This is a genomic window from Microbispora sp. H10836, assembly GCF_012999525.1.
In the GTDB taxonomy this organism is placed as follows: Bacteria; Actinomycetota; Actinomycetes; order Streptosporangiales; family Streptosporangiaceae; genus Microbispora.
In genome coordinates, this window is sequence record NZ_JABBWU010000001.1 from 951,352 (window position 1) to 969,752 (window position 18,401).

Annotated in this window: 16 protein-coding genes; 9 read left to right on the forward strand and 7 right to left on the reverse strand. The window is 71.8% G+C overall.

The annotated features are described in order from the left end of the window. The first annotated feature begins 363 nt into the window (after nt 1-363). On the forward strand, nt 364-1,266 hold the full coding sequence (locus HHX30_RS04285; RefSeq protein WP_169979488.1) for a 5-dehydro-4-deoxyglucarate dehydratase: 903 nt from the start codon (nt 364-366) through the stop codon (nt 1,264-1,266). Further along, complete coding sequence (locus HHX30_RS04290) at nt 1,263-2,522, forward strand: glucarate dehydratase family protein (protein WP_169979490.1); 1,260 nt, start codon at nt 1,263-1,265, stop codon at nt 2,520-2,522. Before HHX30_RS04285 ends, HHX30_RS04290 begins: the two co-directional genes overlap by 4 nt. Here HHX30_RS04290 and HHX30_RS04295 read toward each other — a convergent pair. Next, a complete protein-coding gene (locus HHX30_RS04295) occupies nt 2,499-3,755 on the reverse strand; it encodes an RNA-guided endonuclease TnpB family protein (RefSeq protein ID WP_169979492.1) in 1,257 nt (418 codons plus the stop codon). The two genes, HHX30_RS04290 and HHX30_RS04295, sit on opposite strands and share 24 nt — an antisense overlap. A gap of 154 nt (nt 3,756-3,909) precedes the next feature. Here HHX30_RS04295 and HHX30_RS04300 point away from each other — a divergent pair, with 154 nt between their 5' ends. The 3 genes from HHX30_RS04300 to HHX30_RS04310 are packed head-to-tail and all read left to right on the forward strand — an operon-like array spanning nt 3,910 to nt 9,899. Continuing rightward, nucleotides 3,910-5,031, forward strand: a complete 1,122-nt coding sequence (locus HHX30_RS04300) for a hypothetical protein (RefSeq protein WP_169979493.1) — start codon at nt 3,910-3,912, stop codon at nt 5,029-5,031. A 52-nt stretch (nt 5,032-5,083) separates the two neighbouring features. Further along, nucleotides 5,084-8,335, forward strand: coding sequence for a BTAD domain-containing putative transcriptional regulator (locus tag HHX30_RS04305; protein ID WP_169979495.1), 3,252 nt, complete (start codon nt 5,084-5,086; stop codon nt 8,333-8,335). A 31-nt stretch (nt 8,336-8,366) separates the two neighbouring features. Further along, complete coding sequence (locus HHX30_RS04310) at nt 8,367-9,899, forward strand: DHA2 family efflux MFS transporter permease subunit (protein ID WP_169979497.1); 1,533 nt, start codon at nt 8,367-8,369, stop codon at nt 9,897-9,899. 7 nt (nt 9,900-9,906) lie between these two features. Here the strand turns inward: HHX30_RS04310 and HHX30_RS04315 are convergent, their stop codons facing one another. From HHX30_RS04315 to HHX30_RS41265, 4 genes are all read right to left on the reverse strand, one after another. Beyond that, entirely contained in the window at nt 9,907-10,404 is a 498-nt protein-coding gene (locus HHX30_RS04315) for a DUF402 domain-containing protein (protein ID WP_169979499.1), read from the reverse strand. A gap of 49 nt (nt 10,405-10,453) precedes the next feature. Next, the gene (locus HHX30_RS04320) at nt 10,454-12,139 is read right to left on the reverse strand and encodes a ribonuclease J (protein ID WP_169979500.1); all 1,686 of its coding nucleotides are present in this window, start codon (nt 12,137-12,139) and stop codon (nt 10,454-10,456) included. 101 nt (nt 12,140-12,240) lie between these two features. Beyond that, on the reverse strand, nt 12,241-13,155 hold the full coding sequence (dapA, locus tag HHX30_RS04325) for a 4-hydroxy-tetrahydrodipicolinate synthase (protein ID WP_169979502.1): 915 nt from the start codon (nt 13,153-13,155) through the stop codon (nt 12,241-12,243). Between the two features lie 382 nt (nt 13,156-13,537). Further along, nucleotides 13,538-13,723 (reverse strand): hypothetical protein, encoded by a 186-nt coding sequence (locus tag HHX30_RS41265; protein WP_249349542.1) that lies wholly within the window; start codon nt 13,721-13,723, stop codon nt 13,538-13,540. 248 nt (nt 13,724-13,971) lie between these two features. Here HHX30_RS41265 and HHX30_RS04335 point away from each other — a divergent pair, with 248 nt between their 5' ends. The 4 genes from HHX30_RS04335 (at nt 13,972) to HHX30_RS04350 (ending at nt 16,645) form a co-directional block, all read left to right on the forward strand. Beyond that, on the forward strand, nt 13,972-14,709 hold the full coding sequence (locus HHX30_RS04335) for a GntR family transcriptional regulator (RefSeq protein WP_169979506.1): 738 nt from the start codon (nt 13,972-13,974) through the stop codon (nt 14,707-14,709). 52 nt (nt 14,710-14,761) lie between these two features. After that, nucleotides 14,762-15,424 (forward strand): RadC family protein, encoded by a 663-nt coding sequence (locus tag HHX30_RS04340; RefSeq protein WP_169979508.1) that lies wholly within the window; start codon nt 14,762-14,764, stop codon nt 15,422-15,424. Nucleotides 15,425-15,537: 113 nt separating this feature from the next. After that, nucleotides 15,538-16,017, forward strand: a complete 480-nt coding sequence (locus HHX30_RS04345; RefSeq protein WP_311922073.1) for a GntR family transcriptional regulator — start codon at nt 15,538-15,540, stop codon at nt 16,015-16,017. A 166-nt stretch (nt 16,018-16,183) separates the two neighbouring features. Beyond that, a complete protein-coding gene (locus HHX30_RS04350; RefSeq protein WP_169979512.1) occupies nt 16,184-16,645 on the forward strand; it encodes a hypothetical protein in 462 nt (153 codons plus the stop codon). Nucleotides 16,646-16,744: 99 nt separating this feature from the next. Here HHX30_RS04350 and HHX30_RS04355 read toward each other — a convergent pair whose 3' ends face one another. Beyond that, entirely contained in the window at nt 16,745-17,368 is a 624-nt protein-coding gene (locus HHX30_RS04355) for a DJ-1/PfpI family protein (RefSeq protein WP_169979514.1), read from the reverse strand. Next, complete coding sequence (locus tag HHX30_RS04360) at nt 17,365-18,339, reverse strand: GlxA family transcriptional regulator (RefSeq protein WP_169979516.1); 975 nt, start codon at nt 18,337-18,339, stop codon at nt 17,365-17,367. Before HHX30_RS04360 ends, HHX30_RS04355 begins: the two co-directional genes overlap by 4 nt. Nucleotides 18,340-18,401: the final 62 nt, after the last annotated feature.

The window sequence follows — 18,401 nt, forward strand, 5'->3', positions numbered from 1 at the left end:
GGCAAGCGCGGCCCGGGCGCCCGCGCCGTGGGCGGCGCCCCGTGATCGTCCGCGCGGCGTACGGACCGTGTCATTGGCGAACGGCGCCAGTCTCGCAGCAATTCCCAACCGTTCACAAGTACGGGCAAGATTCACATATCTGACCCGAGATAGATTCTTGACGCAACTGTTGCCAATTCTTATCGTTTTTGCTGGCAAGTAAACGCAATTGCAGAGCCAGTTCGAGTACGTGAACAGGTGGTCCGGCCTGACCATCGAGCCGTCGGGGATGACCTCGGTTGACTTTCGCGAGATCACACAGCTAGCGTCGTGGACATATTGAAGAACTTTGTCCATATATATGGACACCAAGGGAGTGGGCGGATGCAGCTCGACGGCGTTCTCTTCTTTCCGGTCACACCGTTCGGCGCGGACGGTGAGCTGGCCGAGGACGTGCTGGCCACGCACGTGACGCGCGGTGTCGCCGAGGGTGCGGGCGGGGTGTTCGCCGCCTGCGGCACGGGCGAGTTCAACGCGCTGGGCATCGACGAGTACACGCGGGTGGTGCGGATCGCCGTCGAGTCGGCGGCCGGGCGGGTTCCCGTCCTGGGCGGCGCCGGCGGCGCGCTCCCGTTCGCCCGCGAGTGCGCGCGCAGGGCCGCGGAGGCGGGCGCGGACGGTCTGCTGCTGCTGCCGCCGTACCTGGTCAGCGCGCCCGCGGAAGGGCTGGTGCGCTACGTCCGCGAGGTCGCGGCCGCCACCGACCTGCCGATCATCGTCTACCAGCGGGCCAACGCCCGTTTCACGGCCGCCGCCGCGGCGGCGCTGACCGAGATCCCCAACGTCGCCGGGTTCAAGGACGGCCTCGGCGACATCGACGCCATGCAGCGGATCGTCCTCGCCGTCCGGGAGGCGACCGACCGCGACTTCACGTTCTTCAACGGGCTGCCGACGGCCGAGATGACCGTGGCCGCCTACCGGGGCATCGGCGTCAGCCTGTACTCCTCCGCCGTGTTCTGCTTCCTGCCCGAGGTGGCCCTGGCCTTCCACAAGGCCGTGACCGCCGGGGACGACGAGCTGGTGCGGCGCCTGCTCGGCGGCTTCTACCGGCCCCTGGTCGAGCTGCGCGACCTCGTGCCCGGCTACGCCGTCTCGCTCGTCAAGGCGGGCGTCGCCCTGCGCGGCCTCGACGTGGGCCGGGTCCGGCCGCCGCTCGTCGACGCGGCCCCCGAGCACGTCGCCCGGCTGGACAAGCTCATCGCGACCGGGCTGGAGCTGGTGGGATGAGGATCCGCGAGATCAACGTCACGCCGGTCGCCTTCCGCGATCCGCCGCTGCTCAACGCCGCCGGCGTCCACGAGCCGTGGGCGCTGCGCACGATCGTCGAGGTCGTCACCGACGAAGAGCTGACCGGTCTCGGGGAGACCTACGGCGACCTCGACCACCTCGTCCGGGTGCGGGCCGCCGCCGAGGCGCTGATCGGCCACGACGTCTACGGCGGCAACGCGATGTACGCCACCGTGGCCGGCCTCGTCGGGGCCGACGTCGTCACCGACCTGCACGGCCTGACCGGCACCTCCTCACGGGCCAAGACCGTCGACCGGATCTTCTCCCCCTTCGAGGTCGCCTGCCTCGACATCCGCGGCAAGGCGGCGGACCGGCCCGTCGTGGACCTCCTCGGCGGCCGGGTGCGCGACGCCGTGCCCTACAGCGCCTACCTCTTCTACAAGTGGGCCGGTCATCCGGGCGCGCCGGACGACGGCTTCGGCGCCGCCCTCGACCCCGAGGGGGTGGTCGAGCAGGCCCGCCTGCTGATCGGCGCGTACGGCTTCCGCTCGATCAAGCTCAAGGGCGGCGTGTTCCCGCCCGACCAGGAGGTCGAGGCGATCCGCGCGCTGCGTGCGGCGTTCCCGGAGCATCCGCTGCGCCTCGACCCCAACGCCGTCTGGAGCGTGGAGACCTCCATCCGGGTCGGCCGCGAGCTCGACGGCGTGCTCGAATACCTGGAGGACCCCACCGAGGGCATCGAGGGCATGGCGCGGGTCGCCGCCGAGGTGCCGATGCCGCTCGCCACGAACATGTGCGTCGTCACCCCCGAGCACATCCCTCCGGCCGTACGCCAGGGAGCCATCGGGGTGCTGCTGACCGATCACCACTACTGGGGCGGTCTTGTGCGCTCTGCGCACATCGCCACGCTGTGCGAGACCTTCGGCATCGAGCTGTCCATGCACTCCAACTCCCACCTCGGGATCAGCCTCGCCGCCATGACGCACCTGGCCGCCGCCACCCCGGCGGTCACCCACGCCTGCGACACCCACACCCCCTGGCAGGACGGCCAGGACGTGGTCGCCCCCGGCGCGCTGAGGTTCGTGGACGGCGCGGTCCCGGTGCCGGACGGCCCGGGGCTCGGGGTGGAGCTCGACCGCGACGCCCTCGCAATCATGAACGAGCAGTATGAAAAGTGCGGGGTCCGCTCCCGCGACGACACGACCTACATGCGGTCCATCGACCCGTCCTTCTCAGCACGGAGGCCACGCTGTTGACTTCCTCCCCCGCCTGAGGGCTGCCAAAGGCGAGGGATTCCCGCCCTCCCGGGCTGGGCTTCCTGCTTCACCGCCGACCGCCGACCGCCGAAGGGAAGACCCTTGCGGACTCACGTCAGCTCCACAGGCGGACACCGCTCGACCAGCGGCCAGGATGTTCTTGGCGGCGTTGACGTCCCGGTCGTGCCGGGCGCCGCACCCCGGGCACGACCAGTGCCGGGTGGACAGGCTGAGTGTGGCAAGCAGGTGCCCGCACGCGCTGCACGTCTTCGAGCTGGGATACCAGCGGTCGATCACGACCAGACGCCGCCCGTACCGCTGGGTTTTGTACTCCAGTTGACGGCGGAACTCGCCCCACCCGGCATCGGAGATCGCCCGCGCCAAGGATCGGTTGCGGACCATGCTCGTGACGTTGAGGTCTTCGATCACGATCAGGTCGTGATCACGGACCAGCCGTGTGGAGGTTCGGTGCAGGAAGTCGGCGCGGGCGTCCCGCACCTTGGTGTGGGCGCGGGCGACCTTCGCCTTGGCCTTGGCCCTGTTGTTCGACCCACGCTGCTTACGTGCCACACGCCGCTGGTAGCGGGCCAGGTTGCGCGCCTTGCGCTCCAGATGGCGCGGGTTGGGAATCTTCTCACCGGTGGACAGGACGGCGAAGTCGCTCACACCGAGGTCGATCCCGGCCTGGCGGCCGGTGCCGGGCAGCGGTTCAGGTCCGGTGCCGGTCTCCACCGCGATGGAGGCGTACCAGCGGCCGTCGGGTTCGCGGGAGACGGTCACCGTGGTCGGGGTGATACTGGTGGGGTCGATCTCGGGCCAGGACCACACGAACGCGATCGGGTCGTCCATCTTCGCCAGATGCAACCGGCCGTCGCGCCAGCGGAACGCGCTGCGGGTGTAGGTCGCGCGCTGGCGGCCGTAACGGGACTTGAACCGCGGGTAGTGGGCGCGTCCGGCGAAGAAGCTCACGAACGCCGTGTACTGGTGCCGCAAAGCTTGCTGCAGCGGGACGCTAGAAACCTCGTACAGGAAGTCGTGGCCGCCGTCGCGTTTCAACTCGGTCAGATACCGATCGGTCTGCGCGTAAGAGGTCGTCACCCCCTCGTCCCGGTAGCGGGCCTGCCGCCACGCCAGGACCCTGTTCCAGACCAGGCGTACGCAGCCGAAGGTGCGGTTCAGCACCGCAGCTTGTTCGGGAGTGGGGTAGACCCGCACCTTGTAGGCCGTACGCATGTTCGCATTTTACAAGCGCTTTGCCTCACCGTCAGGGAAAGCAGCAAGTCACAAGCGGTTCACGCTCTGGGCTGTCCCGACTCCGCCGGGCCATCCCCTGCGAGCTCCAGGTTCCTCCCGGCCCAAAAGGACCGGGCTTCCTCCGGAGGATTCGGTGAACGTCATCTACGCCTACCCCTGGGACATCGTCGGCGACCCCGGCGCCGCCGCGCGCCTCAAGGCGCTCGGCGTCGACGCGGTGGCGCTCGCCGCGTCCTACCACACGACCCGCGCCGCGACCCCCGCCCATCCGGCCCACCGGCTGGTCGACGCCCGGCACGCGGCCTGCTACGTCCCCGTACGCGAGGAGGCGTGGAAGGGCAACCGGCTCGTGCCCGGCACGCCGTCGTGGGTGGACTCGGACGATCCGTTCGGGGAGGCCAGGGACGCCCTGCGCGCCGCCGGCCTGCCGGTTCAGGCGTGGACCGTGCTGACCCACAACACGCTGCTCGGCTCGGCCAACCCCGACCTGGTCGTCACCAACGCCTTCGGCGAGACCTACCCCTACGCGCTGTGCCCGGCGGCGGCCGACGTGCGCGACTACTGCCGCACGCTGGTCCACGAGATCGTCGAGATCGGCGACCCCGACGCGCTGATCCTGGAGGCGTGCGGCGCCCTCGGCTTCCGCCACGGCGGCCACCACGAGAAGACCGACGGCGCCGACTGGTCGCCCGCCCAGATCGCGCTGCTGTCGCTGTGCTTCTGCGCGGCCTGCGTACGCCGCTTCGAGACGGCCGGGATGGACGTAGCCGAGGTCCGCGCGCGGGTGCGGGCGGGCGTCGACGGCGCGCCCGGCTCGGTCGAGGAGGCGCTCGGCGACCTCGCGGACCCGGTGCGCGACCTGCGCACCGGTCTGGCCGGCGAACTGCGCGACCTGCTGCTGGCGCAGGCCCGGGCGATCCGGCCGGACCTGAAGATCGCCCTGCACGCCAACGCCGACCCATGGGCGACCGGCCCGTTCGCGACCGTCCCCCAAGGGGTGGACGTCGACCTGCTCGTCGGCAACTGCTGGAACGCCCCCGAGGTGGACGAGGCCGGGCTGCGCGCCCTGGGCCGGCTCGGCCCCCGCGTGGGCGCGTACGTGCTGGCCCTGCCCCCGCGCCCGGCGGACGGCGCGGCGCTGTCGTTCCTGGCCGAGGCCTACACGGCGGCCGGCGCCGCCGAGATCCACTGGTACCACGGCGGCCTCGCCTCCGCGGCCCGGCTGAAGGCGATCGCGGAGGCGGTCCGCCGCTGAGCCGCACCGCTCCACACCGCGCCTGGCCGGGCGATGCGGGACAATCATGGCCATGCGGTTCGGCATCCTCGGCCCGACGGAGGCGCGGCCCGACGGCGACCACCCGGTGCCGGTCGGCGGGCCCGGGCTGCGCGCGCTGCTCGGCCTGCTGGTCCTCAATGCCGGGAAGGTCGTCACCACCGACCGCCTGATCGACGGCCTCTACGGCGCCGAGCCGCCGTCCGGGGCGACGAACGCGCTGCAGGCCCAGGTGTCGCGGCTACGCCAGCACCTCGGCGACCTGGTCGTGCGGGAGCCGGCGGGCTACCGGCTGGCGGTGGACCCGGACGACGTGGACGCGCCGCGCTTCGAGCGGCTGGCGGCCGAGGGGCGGCGGGCGCTCGACGCGGGCGACCCCGCCCGGGCCGCCGGCCTGCTCGACCAGGCTCTCGCCCTGTGGCGCGGCCCGGCGCTCGCGGACGTGCCCGACGCGCCGTTCGCGCCCGCCCAGGCGGCCCGGCTGGAGGAGCTGCGCCTGTCGGCGGCCGAGGACCTCGCCGAGGCGGGCCTCGCCCTCGGGCGGCACCGCGACCTGCTGCCCGAGCTGCAGGAACGGGTCGCCGCGCACCCGTTGCGGGAACGCTCGCGCGGGCAGCTCATGCGCGCGTTGTACGCCGCGGGCCGCCCGGCGGAGGCACTGGCCGCCTTCGAGGACGCACGGCGGGTCCTCGCCGGCGAGCTGGGCGCCGACCCGTCGGCAGAGCTGTCGGCGATCCACCTCGCGGTGCTGCGCTCCGACCCGGCGCTCGCTCCCACCCCCGCCGCGACCGGCGGACGGCCGGTGCCGCTCACCTCACTCGTGGGCCGCGACGCCGAGCTCGGACGCATCGGCGCGCTGCTCGCCGAGGCCCGGCTCGTGACGCTCACCGGCCCGGGCGGCACCGGGAAGACCCGGCTGGCGATCGAGGCGGCCGCCCGGTGGCCGGGCGAGGTGTGCCTCGTGGAACTCGCCCCGCTCACCGACGGCGCCGACGTGCCGCAGGCCGTGCTCGGCGCGCTCGGGCTGCGCGAGAGCGCCGTGACCATCCCCGGTTCCGGGACTCGGCCGGCCACGGCCGATCCCGTCGCCCGCCTGGTGGCGGCCCTGACCCTGCGGCCGGTGCTGCTCGTGCTCGACAACTGCGAGCACGTCGTGGACGAGGCGGCCCGGCTCACCGACCGGCTGCTCGCGGCGTGCCCCGCCCTGCGCGTGCTGGCCACCGGCCGGGAGGCGCTCGGCATCACCGGCGAGCGCCTGTGCCCCGTCCCCCCGCTGCGGGTCCCGCCGCCCGGCGGCGAGCCCGCGACGCAGGACGCCGTCGAGGACGCCCTCGCCTATCCGGCCGTACGGCTGTTCGCCGAGCGGGCGGCCGCCGTACGGCCCGGCATCGCCTTCGGGCCCGGCGACGTCGGGCACGTGCTGCGGATCTGCCGGGCGCTGGACGGGCTGCCGCTGGCGCTCGAACTGGCCGCCGCCCGGCTGCGCTCGCTGCCCCTGGCCCAGATCGCCGCCCGTCTCGGCACCGACGATCCCGAACCGGAGGGCGACGCCCCCCGCTTCGCGCTGCTGTCGCGCGGCAGCCGTACGGCCCAGCCGCGCCACCGGACGCTGCGCGCGGTCGTCGAGTGGAGCTGGGACCTGCTCGACGAGCCGGAACGCGCGCTCGCGCGGCGGCTGACGGTCTTCGCGGGCGGCGCGACGCTGGAGGCGGCCGAGCGGGTGTGCGGCCTGCCCGACACCGACGGCGTGCTCGCCTCCCTGGTGGACAAGTCCCTCGTCGAGGTGGTGGACGACCGCTACCGGATGCTGGAGACGATCCGCGCGTTCTGCGCCGAACGGCTGGCCGAGGCCGGCGAGAGCGAGTCCACGCGGAAGGCCCACCTCGCGTACTTCCTGGACCTGGCCGCCACGGCCGACCCGCACCTGCGCGGGCCCGACCAGGTCGAGTGGCTGCGCGAGCTGGACGGCGAGCGCGACAACCTGCAGGCCGCGCTGCGCCGCGCCGTACGCGCGGGTGACGCGGCGCCCGCGCTGCGGCTGCTGTCGGCCGCGACCGGCTACTGGCTGCTGCGCGGGCTGCGCGGCGAGGCGGCCAGGCCGGCCGCCGAACTGCTGGCCGGGATCGGCGCCACACCGCCCGAGGGGCTGGAGGAGGAGCACGTCGTGTGCGCCTGCCTCGTGGCCTGGGGCGGAACGGGCGGCCCCGCCGTGGACGCGCTCGTGGCCGAGGCCGTCCGGCGGACCTACCTCCTGCCCATGCCGCCCCGGCAGCCGTTCCTGCTGGTGCTGCAGGCGATGATCAGCGGTCCCCCCGCGCGAGAGCAGCTCCACACGATGGAGGACCTGTTCCGCGTGTTCGACCGCGACCCGTGGACGCGGACGCTCAGCCGCTTCAGCCTCTCCTATCTCAAGGTGTTCGACGGCCGGCTCACGGAGGCCGAACAGGAGCTCACCGGCGCGCTCCGGGAGGCCCGCGCCGTGGGGGACATCTGGCTCCGGGTGATCATGCTGTCCGCCATGGCGGACGTCGCCGACCGGCGGGGCGACCACGAACGGGTCGAAGCGCTGACCAACGAGGCGCTCGACCTGGCCGAGCGGCTGGGCGCCGCGTCGGACGTCGCGGAGACCCTCTGCCGGCGCGCCTGGGCGCGGATGCGCTCCGGACACGCGGACGCCGCCAGATCCGACTTCGAGCGCGGCGCCGAGCTGTCGCGGCGGACCGGCGCCCCGGAGACCCTCGCGGCGGCGCTCCTCGGGCTCGGCGAGCTCGCCCGGCTCGCGGGCGACGTGACCGAGGCCCGGCGCCGCTACGAGGCGGCCCTGGCGGAGTGCACGAGCGCGTGGTTCAGCGTGGAGGAGACCCGCTCGCGCGTCTACCTGGCGCTCGGCTGGGCCGCGCAGATGTCGGGCGCCGCCGCCGAGGCGCTGGCGTGGCACCGGCGCGCCCTCACCACCGTGCCCGGCACCCGCAGCCTCGGGATGACCGGCGCGGTCGCGGAGGGGGTCGCCGGCGTCGCGCTGCTGGAAGGAGACCGCGGGCGGGCGGCCTGGCTGCTGGGCGTGGCCGCCGCCCTGCGCGGCGCACCCGCCGCCGGCGACCCGGACGTCGCCCGCATCGAGGCGGGCTGCCGGACCGTCCTCGGCGGCGACGCCTTCGACCGGGCGTACGCCCAGGGCCGGGCCTACGCACAGGAGCGGGTGCCGGTCGCAGTGGGCATCACGGGGAGCACGGACGCCGCGGCGCTGACCATCGTCGAAGGGCACCTGTCAGCGCTCGGTGGGTGAACGGTCAGCGTCCGGGCGCACGCTGGCGGCCATGAACGACACCTCCCGCAAGTGGGGCACGCTGGTCATCGCCTGCCTGGCCATGCTCCTGCTGTCCCTCGACCTCACCGTGCTGCACCTCGCCCTGCCGAAGCTCGGCGAGGACCTCGCACCCTCGGCCACCCAGTTGCTGTGGATCGCCGACATCTACGGCTTCGCGCTGGCCGCGCTGCTCATCACCATGGGCAACCTCGGCGACCGGATCGGGCGCAGGCGGCTGCTGCTCGTCGGATTGGCCGCCTTCGGCGCGACCTCGGTGCTGACGGCGTACGCGCCGAACGCCCCGCTGCTGATCGCGGCCCGCGCGCTGCTCGGCGTGGCCGGCGCGACGATCATGCCGTCGACGCTGTCGCTGGTCCGCAACGTGTTCCCCGACCCGAAGGAGCGGACCACCGCGGTCGGCGTCTGGAGCAGCGTCGGGGCGGTCGGGTTCGCCCTCGGGCCCATCGTCGGGGGCCTGCTGCTCGACCACTTCTGGTGGGGCTCGGTCTTCCTGATCAACGTGCCCGTCGTCGCGGCCGTCCTGGCCGCCGGGCTCGTCGTGCTGCCCGAGTCGCGCAACCCCCGCCCCGGCAGGCTCGACCTCGTCAGCGTCCCGCTGTCCGCCGTGGGCGTGCTCGGCCTGATCTACGCGATGAAGGAGGCCACGACCGGAGGTGTCGCGCAGCCCTCCGTGATCGCCGCGGCGGTGATCGCGGTAGCCGCGCTGGTCGTGTTCGTCCGCAGGCAGACCCGGCTGGCCGAGCCGCTGATCGACATCGCGCTGTTCCGGCGGCGCGCGTTCGCGGCCACGGTCGGCGCCGAACTGGTCGCGGTCTTCGCGATGCTCGCCATGTCGGTGGTCTTCGCGCAGTACTTCCAGCTGGTCATGGGCTGGTCGCCGCTGACCGCCGGGCTCGCCGGCATGCCGGGCGGCCTGGCCGGGGGCGTCGGCGGCGCGCTGTCCGGGGTGCTCGTGCACCGGTGGGGACGCGGGCCGATCGTCAGCCTCGGGCTCGTGCTGACCGCCATCGGGTTCATCCTGTTCAGCCGGATCGACACCGAGACGCCCTATCTCTACATGCTCGTCGCAATGATCATCCAGGGAGTCGGGATGGGCTTCACGTTCGCGGTGACCGGCGACACGGTGCTCGCCTCGGTGCCCAAGGAGCGGGCCGGCGCGGCGAGTGCGATCTCCGAGACCGCCCACGAGATGGGCGGCGCGCTCGGCATCGCCGTGCTCGGCAGCGTGCTGACCAGCGCCTACCGGAACGGCCTGGCGCTTCCGCCCGGGCTGCCCGAAGGTGCGGCGGCCGAGGCCCGCGACACGCTCGCGGGCGCCCTGAAGACCGCCGCCGCGCTGCCGGGCGACGCCGCGGGGGCCGTCGCACAGGCCGCGCGGCAGGCGTTCGTCGAGGGCATCCACGTCACGGTGCTGACCGGCGCGGCGATCCTGCTCGTCCTCGCGGTCGCCGTGCCGTTCGCGCTGCGCGGCGTGCCCAAGGTGATCCCCGAGTCCGTGGACGAGCCGGTCCCGGTCAAGTGATCCCCGGTCATGTCACTTGGGACAGCCAGCGGTCGTGGGCGCCGCCGAAGGGACCGGTGCGCGCCCCCACGGCCTCCATCAGCCAGGCGGCCGACCGCTCCGCCTGACGGACGATCTCCTCCGGGTACGCGTACCGCACCTGGTGCTCGGCGAACTCGTCCTCGTCGTCCAGGATCAGCCGGCCGTCCCGCATGCGGAGCACGTCGAGGTCGAGGTCGACCATCGTGATCCGGGCGTCGCCACGCACGGGGATCGTCGTGATGTCGCAGTAGATCTCCGCCTTGTGCGGCGGCGCGTTGAACGCCGCCGTCCACCAGGCGTCGCGGGGAAACAGGATGACGGACGCGAAGTCGAACACTGTGGGGCGCTCGTGCCCCCGTTGGGCGATCATCCCGGAGGGACAGCCGACCCAGACGCCGTGCTCGTCCTCGCCCAGCACCCGCGCGTGGTGGTGCCAGTGCAGCGAACCGCCGTACTTGCGGTAAATGATCCTCACCTCGGACACGGGCGGGACGCTACGCCACGCCCGTCTCCGAGTACAACGGGATTGTCCGTCAGACCTCGACGACCACCGGAATGATCATCGGGCGGCGGCGGTAGGTGTCGCTGACCCAGCGCCCCACCGTACGCCGGATGGTCCGGCGGATCTGCATCTCGTCGGCCACCCCCGCCGCCGCGACCTCCTGCAGCGCGGTCTCGAGCTGCGGGATGACCGCGTCGAACGCGTCGGGGTCGATGCCCGAGCCCCGGGCGGTGATCTGCGGCCCGCCGGTGAGCTTCCCGGTGGTGGAGTCCACGACGACGACGATGGAGATGAACCCCTCGTCGCCCAGGATGCGCCGGTCCTTGAGCGCCACGTCGGTGATGTCGCCCACGGAGGTGCCGTCCACGAAGACGTACCCGCAGGGGACCGCGCCGGCGATCCTCGCCTGGCCGTCGACGAGGTCGACGACCACGCCGTCCTCGGCGATCACGATGTTCTCCCGGGGGACCCCGGTCAGCTCGGCCAGCGCGGCGTGCGCCCGCAGGTGCCGCCACTCCCCGTGCACCGGCATGAAGTTGGACGGCTTGGTGAGGTTGAGCACGTACAGCAGCTCGCCCGCGGCGGCGTGACCCGAGACGTGCACCCGCGCGTTGCCCTTGTGGACCACCCGCGCGCCCCAGCGGTTGAGGCCGTTGATGACCTTGCTGACCGCCGTCTCGTTGCCCGGCACCAGCGACGAGGCGAGCAGGACCGTGTCGCCCTCCGCGATCCTGATCGGGTGGTCGCGGTTGGCCATGCGCGACAGCGCCGCCATCGGCTCGCCCTGGGAGCCGGTGCAGATCAGCACCACGTCCTCCGGCGGCCACTCCTCGATCTCCCGGGAGTCCACGAGCAGCCCCCCGGGCACCTTCAGGTAGCCGAGTTCGCGTGCCACGCCCATGTTGCGGACCATCGACCTGCCGATGAGCGCGACCTTGCGGCCGTGCTTCTCGGCCGCGTCCATGATCTGCTGGACGCGGTGGATGTGCGAGGCGAAGCTCGCCACGATGATCCGCTTCGACGCGCTGCGGAAGACGTCGTCGATGACCGGCGCGATCTCCCGCTCGCTGGTGACGAAGCCCGGCACCTCCGAGTTGGTGGAGTCGGACATCAGCAGGTCGACGCCCTCGCCCCCGAGCCGGGCGAACGCCCCGAGGTCGGTCAGCCGCCCGTCCAGCGGAAGCTGGTCCATCTTGAAGTCGCCGGTGTGCAGGACGAGACCCGCAGGGGTGCGGATCGCCACGGCCAGCGCGTCGGGGATCGAGTGGTTCACCGAGACGAACTCGCACTCGAACGGCCCGAACGAGCGCCGCTCGCCCTCGATCACCTCGACCTTGACCGGCTGCATCCGGTGCTCGGTCAGCTTGCTCTCGATCAGCCCGAGGGTCAGCCGCGAGCCGACGATCGGGATGTCGCGCCGCTCCCTCAGCAGGTACGGCACCGCGCCGATGTGGTCCTCGTGGGCGTGCGTGAGCACGAGCGCCTCGATGTCGTCGAGGCGCCCCCGTATGTAGTCGAAGTCGGGCAGGATGAGATCCACGCCCGGCTGGTCCGGCTCGGGGAACAGCACGCCGCAGTCCACCACGAGCAGACGGCCGTCGTATTCGAAGACCGCCATGTTGCGGCCGATCTCGCCGAGACCGCCCAGCGCGACGACGCGCAGGCCGTTTTCCGGCAGCGGCGGAGGCGGCCCGAGCTCGGGATGCGGATGACTCATGCCGCCCCCCTCGCCCCGCGCCGCTCGCCTGCGGCGCGCACGCGTCGTTCCCTATGTTCGTTTTCTCTGTACACGTCGCTCATTCGACTCCATCTGTTGATCTAATCCACAAGCTTGAGACCTCCCGTGATGAGGTCCTCGCGAAGCGCCGCGATCTGTTCCTGGGTGGCGTCCACGAGCGGCGGCCGGACGTACCCGGCGTCCTGGCCCACCAGCGTGAGCGCCGCCTTGACCATGATCGCGCCCTGGGTGCGCGTCATGATCGCCGATACCACCGGCAGGAGCCGACGGTGGACGGCCAGTGCGTTCTCGACATCGCCGGACCGGTAGGAGTCGACCATCGAGGCCAGCTCCGCGCCCGCCACGTGGCCCACGACGCTGACGTACCCGACCGCGCCGACGGAGAGCCACGGCAGGTTCAGCAGGTCGTCGCCGGAGTAGAAGACGAGGTCGGTGGAGGACATCACCTGCGAGGCCGCGAACAGGTCGCCCTTGGCGTCCTTGACCGCGGTGATACGCGGATGCTCGGCCAGCCGGAACAGGGTCTCGGTCGTGATGGGGACCCCGGCACGGCCGGGGATGTCGTACAGCATCACCGGAAGGCCGCTCGCGTCCGCGACGGCCGTGAAGTGCCGGAGCAGGCCCTCCTGCGGCGGTTTGTTGTAGTACGGGGTCACCACCAGGAGACCGTGCGCGCCGGCGCGTTCCGCTGCCCGGGCCAGCTCGACGCTGTGCCGCGTGTCGTTGGTGCCGACGCCGGCCACGACCGTGGCCCGGTCGCCCACGGCCTCGACGACCGCGCGGAGGATGCGGTCCTTCTCCTCGTCGGAGGTGGTGGGGGACTCCCCGGTGGTACCGCTCACGACCAGTCCGTCGTTGCGCTGCTCGTCCACGAGATAGGCAGCGAGCCGCTGGACACCCTCATAGTCGACGGCGCCGTTCGAAGCGAACGGTGTGACCATCGCGGTCAGCGTGCGGCCGAAGGGGGCGTCGGAAGTTCCAGTAGGCGATGCCATAGACCGAACGGTACCCGGATCCGCAGGGGTGATGGACCTCGCCACCCCGTTATGTCCAGTACCGTCCGCGGTGCCGCCGACAGCGGAAGAGGCCGCCGATATGTGCTCGGGGGTACACACATCAGCGACCTCTAACCGGGAATCGCCGCGCCTTACGCGGACGTTACACGCCGCTGGCGAAATTTTTCCGGAAGGCCGCGTACGACCGGTCGTGCCCCCTACGGGCGGAAGATACCCAGGCCGTCAGGCATGGGCCGGGGGCGGATCAGCGAGCCCGCCGCAGATCAGCTAGCCGGCGGCAGATCCGTGAGCCGGAGCGGATCAGGTGAACCCGGGGCAGATCAGGTGAACCCGGGGCAGATCAGGTGGGCCGAGGACGCGATCAGTGGGCCTCCCCCGAGAGCAGCCGCACCCACAGCTCCCGCATCCGGGCGGAGACGAGCCGTTCGCTCTCGCGGATCTCCATCTTCACGCCCCGTTTCGTCCGCCGGATGAACATCAGCCCGCCGGCCGAGCACAGCTCGTAGATCGTCGCCTTGCACTCACACGTGTGCCTGTGCACCCGCACGCGGTCACTGCGGTTGGTGGGTTTCGACCACGCGATTTTCTGGTGCCTGTCCCTCGGAGGGCTGGCATGGATGCCGTGATAGGGCGGCGGGAGGGGAATATCGACACCTGGCCGCTTAGCGGCAATATCACCCATTAGCGGCCCTTTCAGCAGGCAAAGTTGGAGTCACAGGCCATCTCCGTCACTCTCGGTTGCCCGGCGAATACGCCAAGATTTGGAAGACCCGTCACCCCCTCAGGGATGGATTGATGGCAAACTCTGATCCGGTCTACCTGCGCGTAGTCGAGGACATTCGCCGCCAGATCGTCGACGGCACGCTCCCCCCGGGCGCACCGATCCCCTCGCGGCACCAGATCACCCGCAAATACAGCGTCGGAGAGACGGCCGCCCGCCACGCGCTGCGCGTGCTCGCGCAGGAGGGCCTCATCATCGGCCGCGTGGGCTCCGGGCACCGGGTTCGGGAGAAACCGATCCTGCTCCCGCTCAACCGCAGCCGTCTCCCCGAACCGCACGCCGCCTTCGTCGGCGACATGCAGGCGGGCGGGCGGCAACCCAGCTGGAGCTGGCGCAGCGAGCTCGCCGACGCCCCTCCCGACATCGCCCGCCGGCTGCGTATCGGGGAGTGCAGCCCGGTGATCCGGACCCGATACGTCTTCCGCGGCGACGGGCGACCGGTGCAGCTGCTCACGACGTACGAACCGGTCGAGCCCGGGCAGAGTCAGGCGCCCGAGGAGGGCACGTACGAGCGCAGGAGCGCGGCCTTCCGTCTCGCGGCGAGCGGCATGCCGCTCACCGAGATCAGCGAGACCGTGCACGTCCGCGTTCCCCAGCCGACCGAGAGCGACCTGCTGGAGCTGCCCGCCGGTGTCCAGGTGCTCCAGATCGAGCGTACGTACTGGGCCGGGGAGCGGCCGGTGGAGACGAGCGACGCCGTGGTGCCCGGCGACAGGTTCCGCCTGGTCTACGGCATTCCCAGCCCCCTCTGACTGTCGGTGCCCACTGGTACAACCGATCCGGATCCCCCATCCGGAGGTGCCGATGCGCGTCAAGGACATGCCCCTGGCCGACCAGCCGCGTGAGCGGCTGATGGCGTCGGGAGCCGCGGCGCTCGCCGACAGGGAGTTGCTCGCCCTGCTGCTCGGCTCGGGCAGCAGGGGCGTGAGCGCCGTCGAACTCGCCTCCCAGCTCATCGCCCACTGCGGCGACCTCGGCGAGCTGGCCCGATCCGAGGCCCATCGGCTGCTCGCCGTCCCCGGTGTGGGTCCCGCCAAGGCCGCCCGCGTGGCGGCCGCGTTCCATCTCGTACGGCGGGCCCAGGCGGAGCCGGAGCGAAGCCGGATCACCTGCTCGGCCGACATCGCTTCGGCTGCCGCTCCCCTGCTGCACGGACAGCCGCGTGAGCGGCTCGTCGTGGTCGTGTGCGACGGCCGTGGCGCGGTGCTGCGCCGGACCGTGGTCACCGAGGGCGGCAGCGACCACACCCCCGCGCCCGTCCGCGACATCGTCACCACCGTCCTCCTCTCCGGCGGGGCCGCCTTCGGCCTCGCCCACAACCACCCGAGCGGATCGCTCGACCCCAGCCCCGCCGACGTCGAGGTCACGGCCCGCCTCCACGAGGCCGCCGACACCGTCGGCCTCCGCTTCCTCGACCACGTGATCGTCACCGACACCGCCTGGCGCCGAGTGCCGCACGATGAGTAGCAGTGCCGTCACTATAAGTTCTCTCGTCATTGCCGGTCTACCAGCCGTATCTGCCAGGGCTTTAATCTGTAGCATTTTGTGCGAGGATGTCTGTTTCGGTCTATGGTTTGAGCGTGCTCGACCGAGACGGACCCGTACCTGTCTACAAGCAGATCGCCGAGATCCTTCGAGAACGCATCGACAGCGGCGACCTGGCCCCCGGAAATCCCATGCCGAGCGAGGCGCAACTCGAGGCCGAGTACGGCATAGCGAGGACGACGGCACGCCGGGTCGCCCGGGAGCTACGCGAGCAGGGTCTCGTCTACACAGTTCAGGGCGAGGGCACCTTCGTCGGCGATCAGGCCGCTCCGCGTGTGCGCCGAAAGAAAGCCCTCTACCAGGAGATCGCCGAAGAGGTCGCGCAGCGCATCCGGCGGCAGGAGTTCAAGCCGAACCGCGCCATCCCCAGCGAGAAAGCGCTCATGGAGCAGTACGGCGTGGCCAAGGTGACCGTGCGACTGGCCGTCAGGTTCCTCCGGGACCAGGGCTACGTCTTCACCGTCCCCCATCGCGGCACTTATGTGTCGTCTCCGGACAACTGGCCGCAGGACTGACGACGCGCTCGGCAGAAGACGCGTCGCGTCGGCCGTTCCCGCCCCCGACGCGAGGGCGCGTTCGCGCACCGGGCCGGGGCGGTGGACCCGGGCGACCGGAATCCCGACACACAGGAGTCGCGGTTTCACCGTGCGTGATCGCCCCCGCGTCCCTATCCTGTCGGGCATGCCAGAGACCGAGGAACGCATCGACGCCGTAGAGCGGGAGATCGCCGGCATCAGGAGCGATGTCCGGCTGCAGAACGCAATGCTGATCAAGTGCGGCGAGCAGATGAGCGATCTGCGCATTGGTCAGCACGAGCTACAGAAGGGACAGGACGAGCTCTACACCATCACCACCGAGCTGCGTACGGGCCAGGACGAGCTGCGCAAGGGCCAGGACGAGCTGCGCACTATCACGGACGACCTCCGCACGGGACAGGACGACCTGCGGACCATCACCGACGACCTCCGGAAGGGCCAGGAGGAACTGCGCGCCGACACGGCCGCGATCCGCCAGACCCTGGAAGAGTTCCGCGGCGCTTTCGCCGTCGTGCTGGACGAGATCCAGATCCAGAAGGCATGGCGGGAAGAGTTCTCCGACAAACTGGCTCGTGTCATCGCCAAGAGCGAGGGCCTCGACGCGTAGCCGCGAACGCCGGCGGCTCCCCAATCCCCCTCCGCGCTTCCTCGGGCATAAGGGGAGCCGCCTGACGCGTGGCCGGCCGCCGTACCCGCCGCGACCGGCTCAGTTGATGAGGGCCATGGCCTTGTCGGTCAGGCCCGCCGGGGCGGTCTTCGGGCTGCCGGCGTCGAAGGGCGGCCGGGGGTCGTACTCGATCGCGAGCTGAACGGCCTGCGCCGTCTCCTTGTCCCGCATCGCGGCCAGCAGAGTCAGCGCCATGTCGATGCCGGACGACACGCCCGCCGCCGTCACGACCTTGCCGTCGATGACCACGCGCTCGCTGACCGGCTCGGCGCCGAACCCGGCGAGCTGGTCGAGCCACCCCCAGTGGGTCGTCGCCCTGCGGCCCTTCAGCAGCCCCGCCGCGCCCAGCAGGAACGAGCCGCTGCACACCGAAGTCGTCCACCGCGTCCGCTCGTGCGCCCGTGCGATCCAGCTCAGCAACTCCGAGTCGGACAGCGCCTCGATCGTCCCGGGTCCTCCGGGCACGACGACCACGTCCGGCGCCAGCAGATCGCCGTACGACGCGGTGGCCGCGAGGCTCAGGCTGCCCCGGTCGTCGAGCACCGGCCCCGGCTCGGCCGCGACGAACGTGACCGTGCAGCCCGGTGCGAAGGCCAGCACCGTGTACGGCCCGACGGCGTCGAGCGCGGTGAAGCGGGGATAGAGGGGGATCGCGATGTTCATGCTCTACTGCTTTCCTTCGATCGGAACCGGCGACGGTAGTCGCCGGGTGAGACGCGCCAATGGCGGCGGAAGACCCGATAGAGGGTCTCGGGAACGCCGAGTCCCGACTCCCTGGCCACCCTGTCGAGGGGATGGGCGGTGGTCTCCAGCAGCCGCCGCGCCGCGTCGGCCCTGCTGCGCTCGACGTACCTGCCGGGTGAGACCCCGGTCTGCTCGGTGAAGACGCGGGAGAAGTGCCGCTCGCTCATCCCCGCCCGCCGGGCGAGCGCGGGAACGCTCAGGTCCTCGGCGGGGTTGGCGTCGATGAACGCCTGGATCTCGCGCAGCGGCTCGGCGCGTGGGACGGCGGCCCGCATGGGGGCGCTGAACTGGCTCTGCCCGCCCGGACGGTGCAGATACACCACGAGTCCGCGGGCGACGTTCCGGGCGAGGGCGTGACCGTGGTCGTCGGCCACGAGCGCCAGCGCGAGGTCCACTCCCGAGCTGACTCCGGCCGAGGTCCAGACGTTCCCGTCGCGGATGTAGATGGGATCGGCGTCCACCTCGACGTCCGGATAGCGATCGGCCATCTCTCCCGCGACCAGCCAGTGGGTGGTCGCGCGCCTGCCGCTCAGCAGTCCCGCCTCCGCGATGAGGAAGCTGCCGTTGCAGACCGAGGCGACCCGCCGGGCCTCTGCCGCCAGCCGGGCGACGCCCGCGACCAGCTCCCGATCGCGCAGGTGCTCCGGCACCGAAAGCCCGCCCACGACCATCAGCGTGTCGATCGGCCCCGCGACCTCGCCCAGCGGTGTCTCCGCGAGCGTCGCGATCCCGTTCTGGGCCGGTACGGCCCCGGCACGCACGGCAGTCACCTCGACCCGGTAGCCGGGCTCGGGCACGAGCAGGTTCGCCGTGGTGAAGACGTCGGCCGGCCCGGCGAGATCGAACATCTGGAAGCCATCGAAGATCACGATGACCACGCGTCGCTGCATGCCTCAATGCTTGCGAGCAGGCCTTCGTGGCGTCAATGACACGGATATTGCAGATTGCGCCA

Excerpts from the sequence above, each read along its gene's own strand:
- HHX30_RS04285 (WP_169979488.1), top strand. The coding sequence starts at position 364 with ATGCAGCTCGACGGCGTTCTCTTCTTTCCGGTCACACCGTTCGGCGCG.
- HHX30_RS04290 (WP_169979490.1), top strand. The coding sequence starts at position 1,263 with ATGAGGATCCGCGAGATCAACGTCACGCCGGTCGCCTTCCGCGATCCG.
- HHX30_RS04295 (WP_169979492.1), bottom strand. The coding sequence starts at position 3,755 with ATGCGTACGGCCTACAAGGTGCGGGTCTACCCCACTCCCGAACAAGCT.
- HHX30_RS04305 (WP_169979495.1), top strand. The coding sequence starts at position 5,084 with ATGCGGTTCGGCATCCTCGGCCCGACGGAGGCGCGGCCCGACGGCGAC.
- HHX30_RS04310 (WP_169979497.1), top strand. The coding sequence starts at position 8,367 with ATGAACGACACCTCCCGCAAGTGGGGCACGCTGGTCATCGCCTGCCTG.
- HHX30_RS04320 (WP_169979500.1), bottom strand. The coding sequence starts at position 12,139 with ATGAGTCATCCGCATCCCGAGCTCGGGCCGCCTCCGCCGCTGCCGGAA.
- dapA (WP_169979502.1), bottom strand. The coding sequence starts at position 13,155 with ATGGCATCGCCTACTGGAACTTCCGACGCCCCCTTCGGCCGCACGCTG.
- HHX30_RS04335 (WP_169979506.1), top strand. The coding sequence starts at position 13,972 with ATGGCAAACTCTGATCCGGTCTACCTGCGCGTAGTCGAGGACATTCGC.
- HHX30_RS04340 (WP_169979508.1), top strand. The coding sequence starts at position 14,762 with ATGCGCGTCAAGGACATGCCCCTGGCCGACCAGCCGCGTGAGCGGCTG.
- HHX30_RS04350 (WP_169979512.1), top strand. The coding sequence starts at position 16,184 with ATGCCAGAGACCGAGGAACGCATCGACGCCGTAGAGCGGGAGATCGCC.
- HHX30_RS04355 (WP_169979514.1), bottom strand. The coding sequence starts at position 17,368 with ATGAACATCGCGATCCCCCTCTATCCCCGCTTCACCGCGCTCGACGCC.
- HHX30_RS04360 (WP_169979516.1), bottom strand. The coding sequence starts at position 18,339 with ATGCAGCGACGCGTGGTCATCGTGATCTTCGATGGCTTCCAGATGTTC.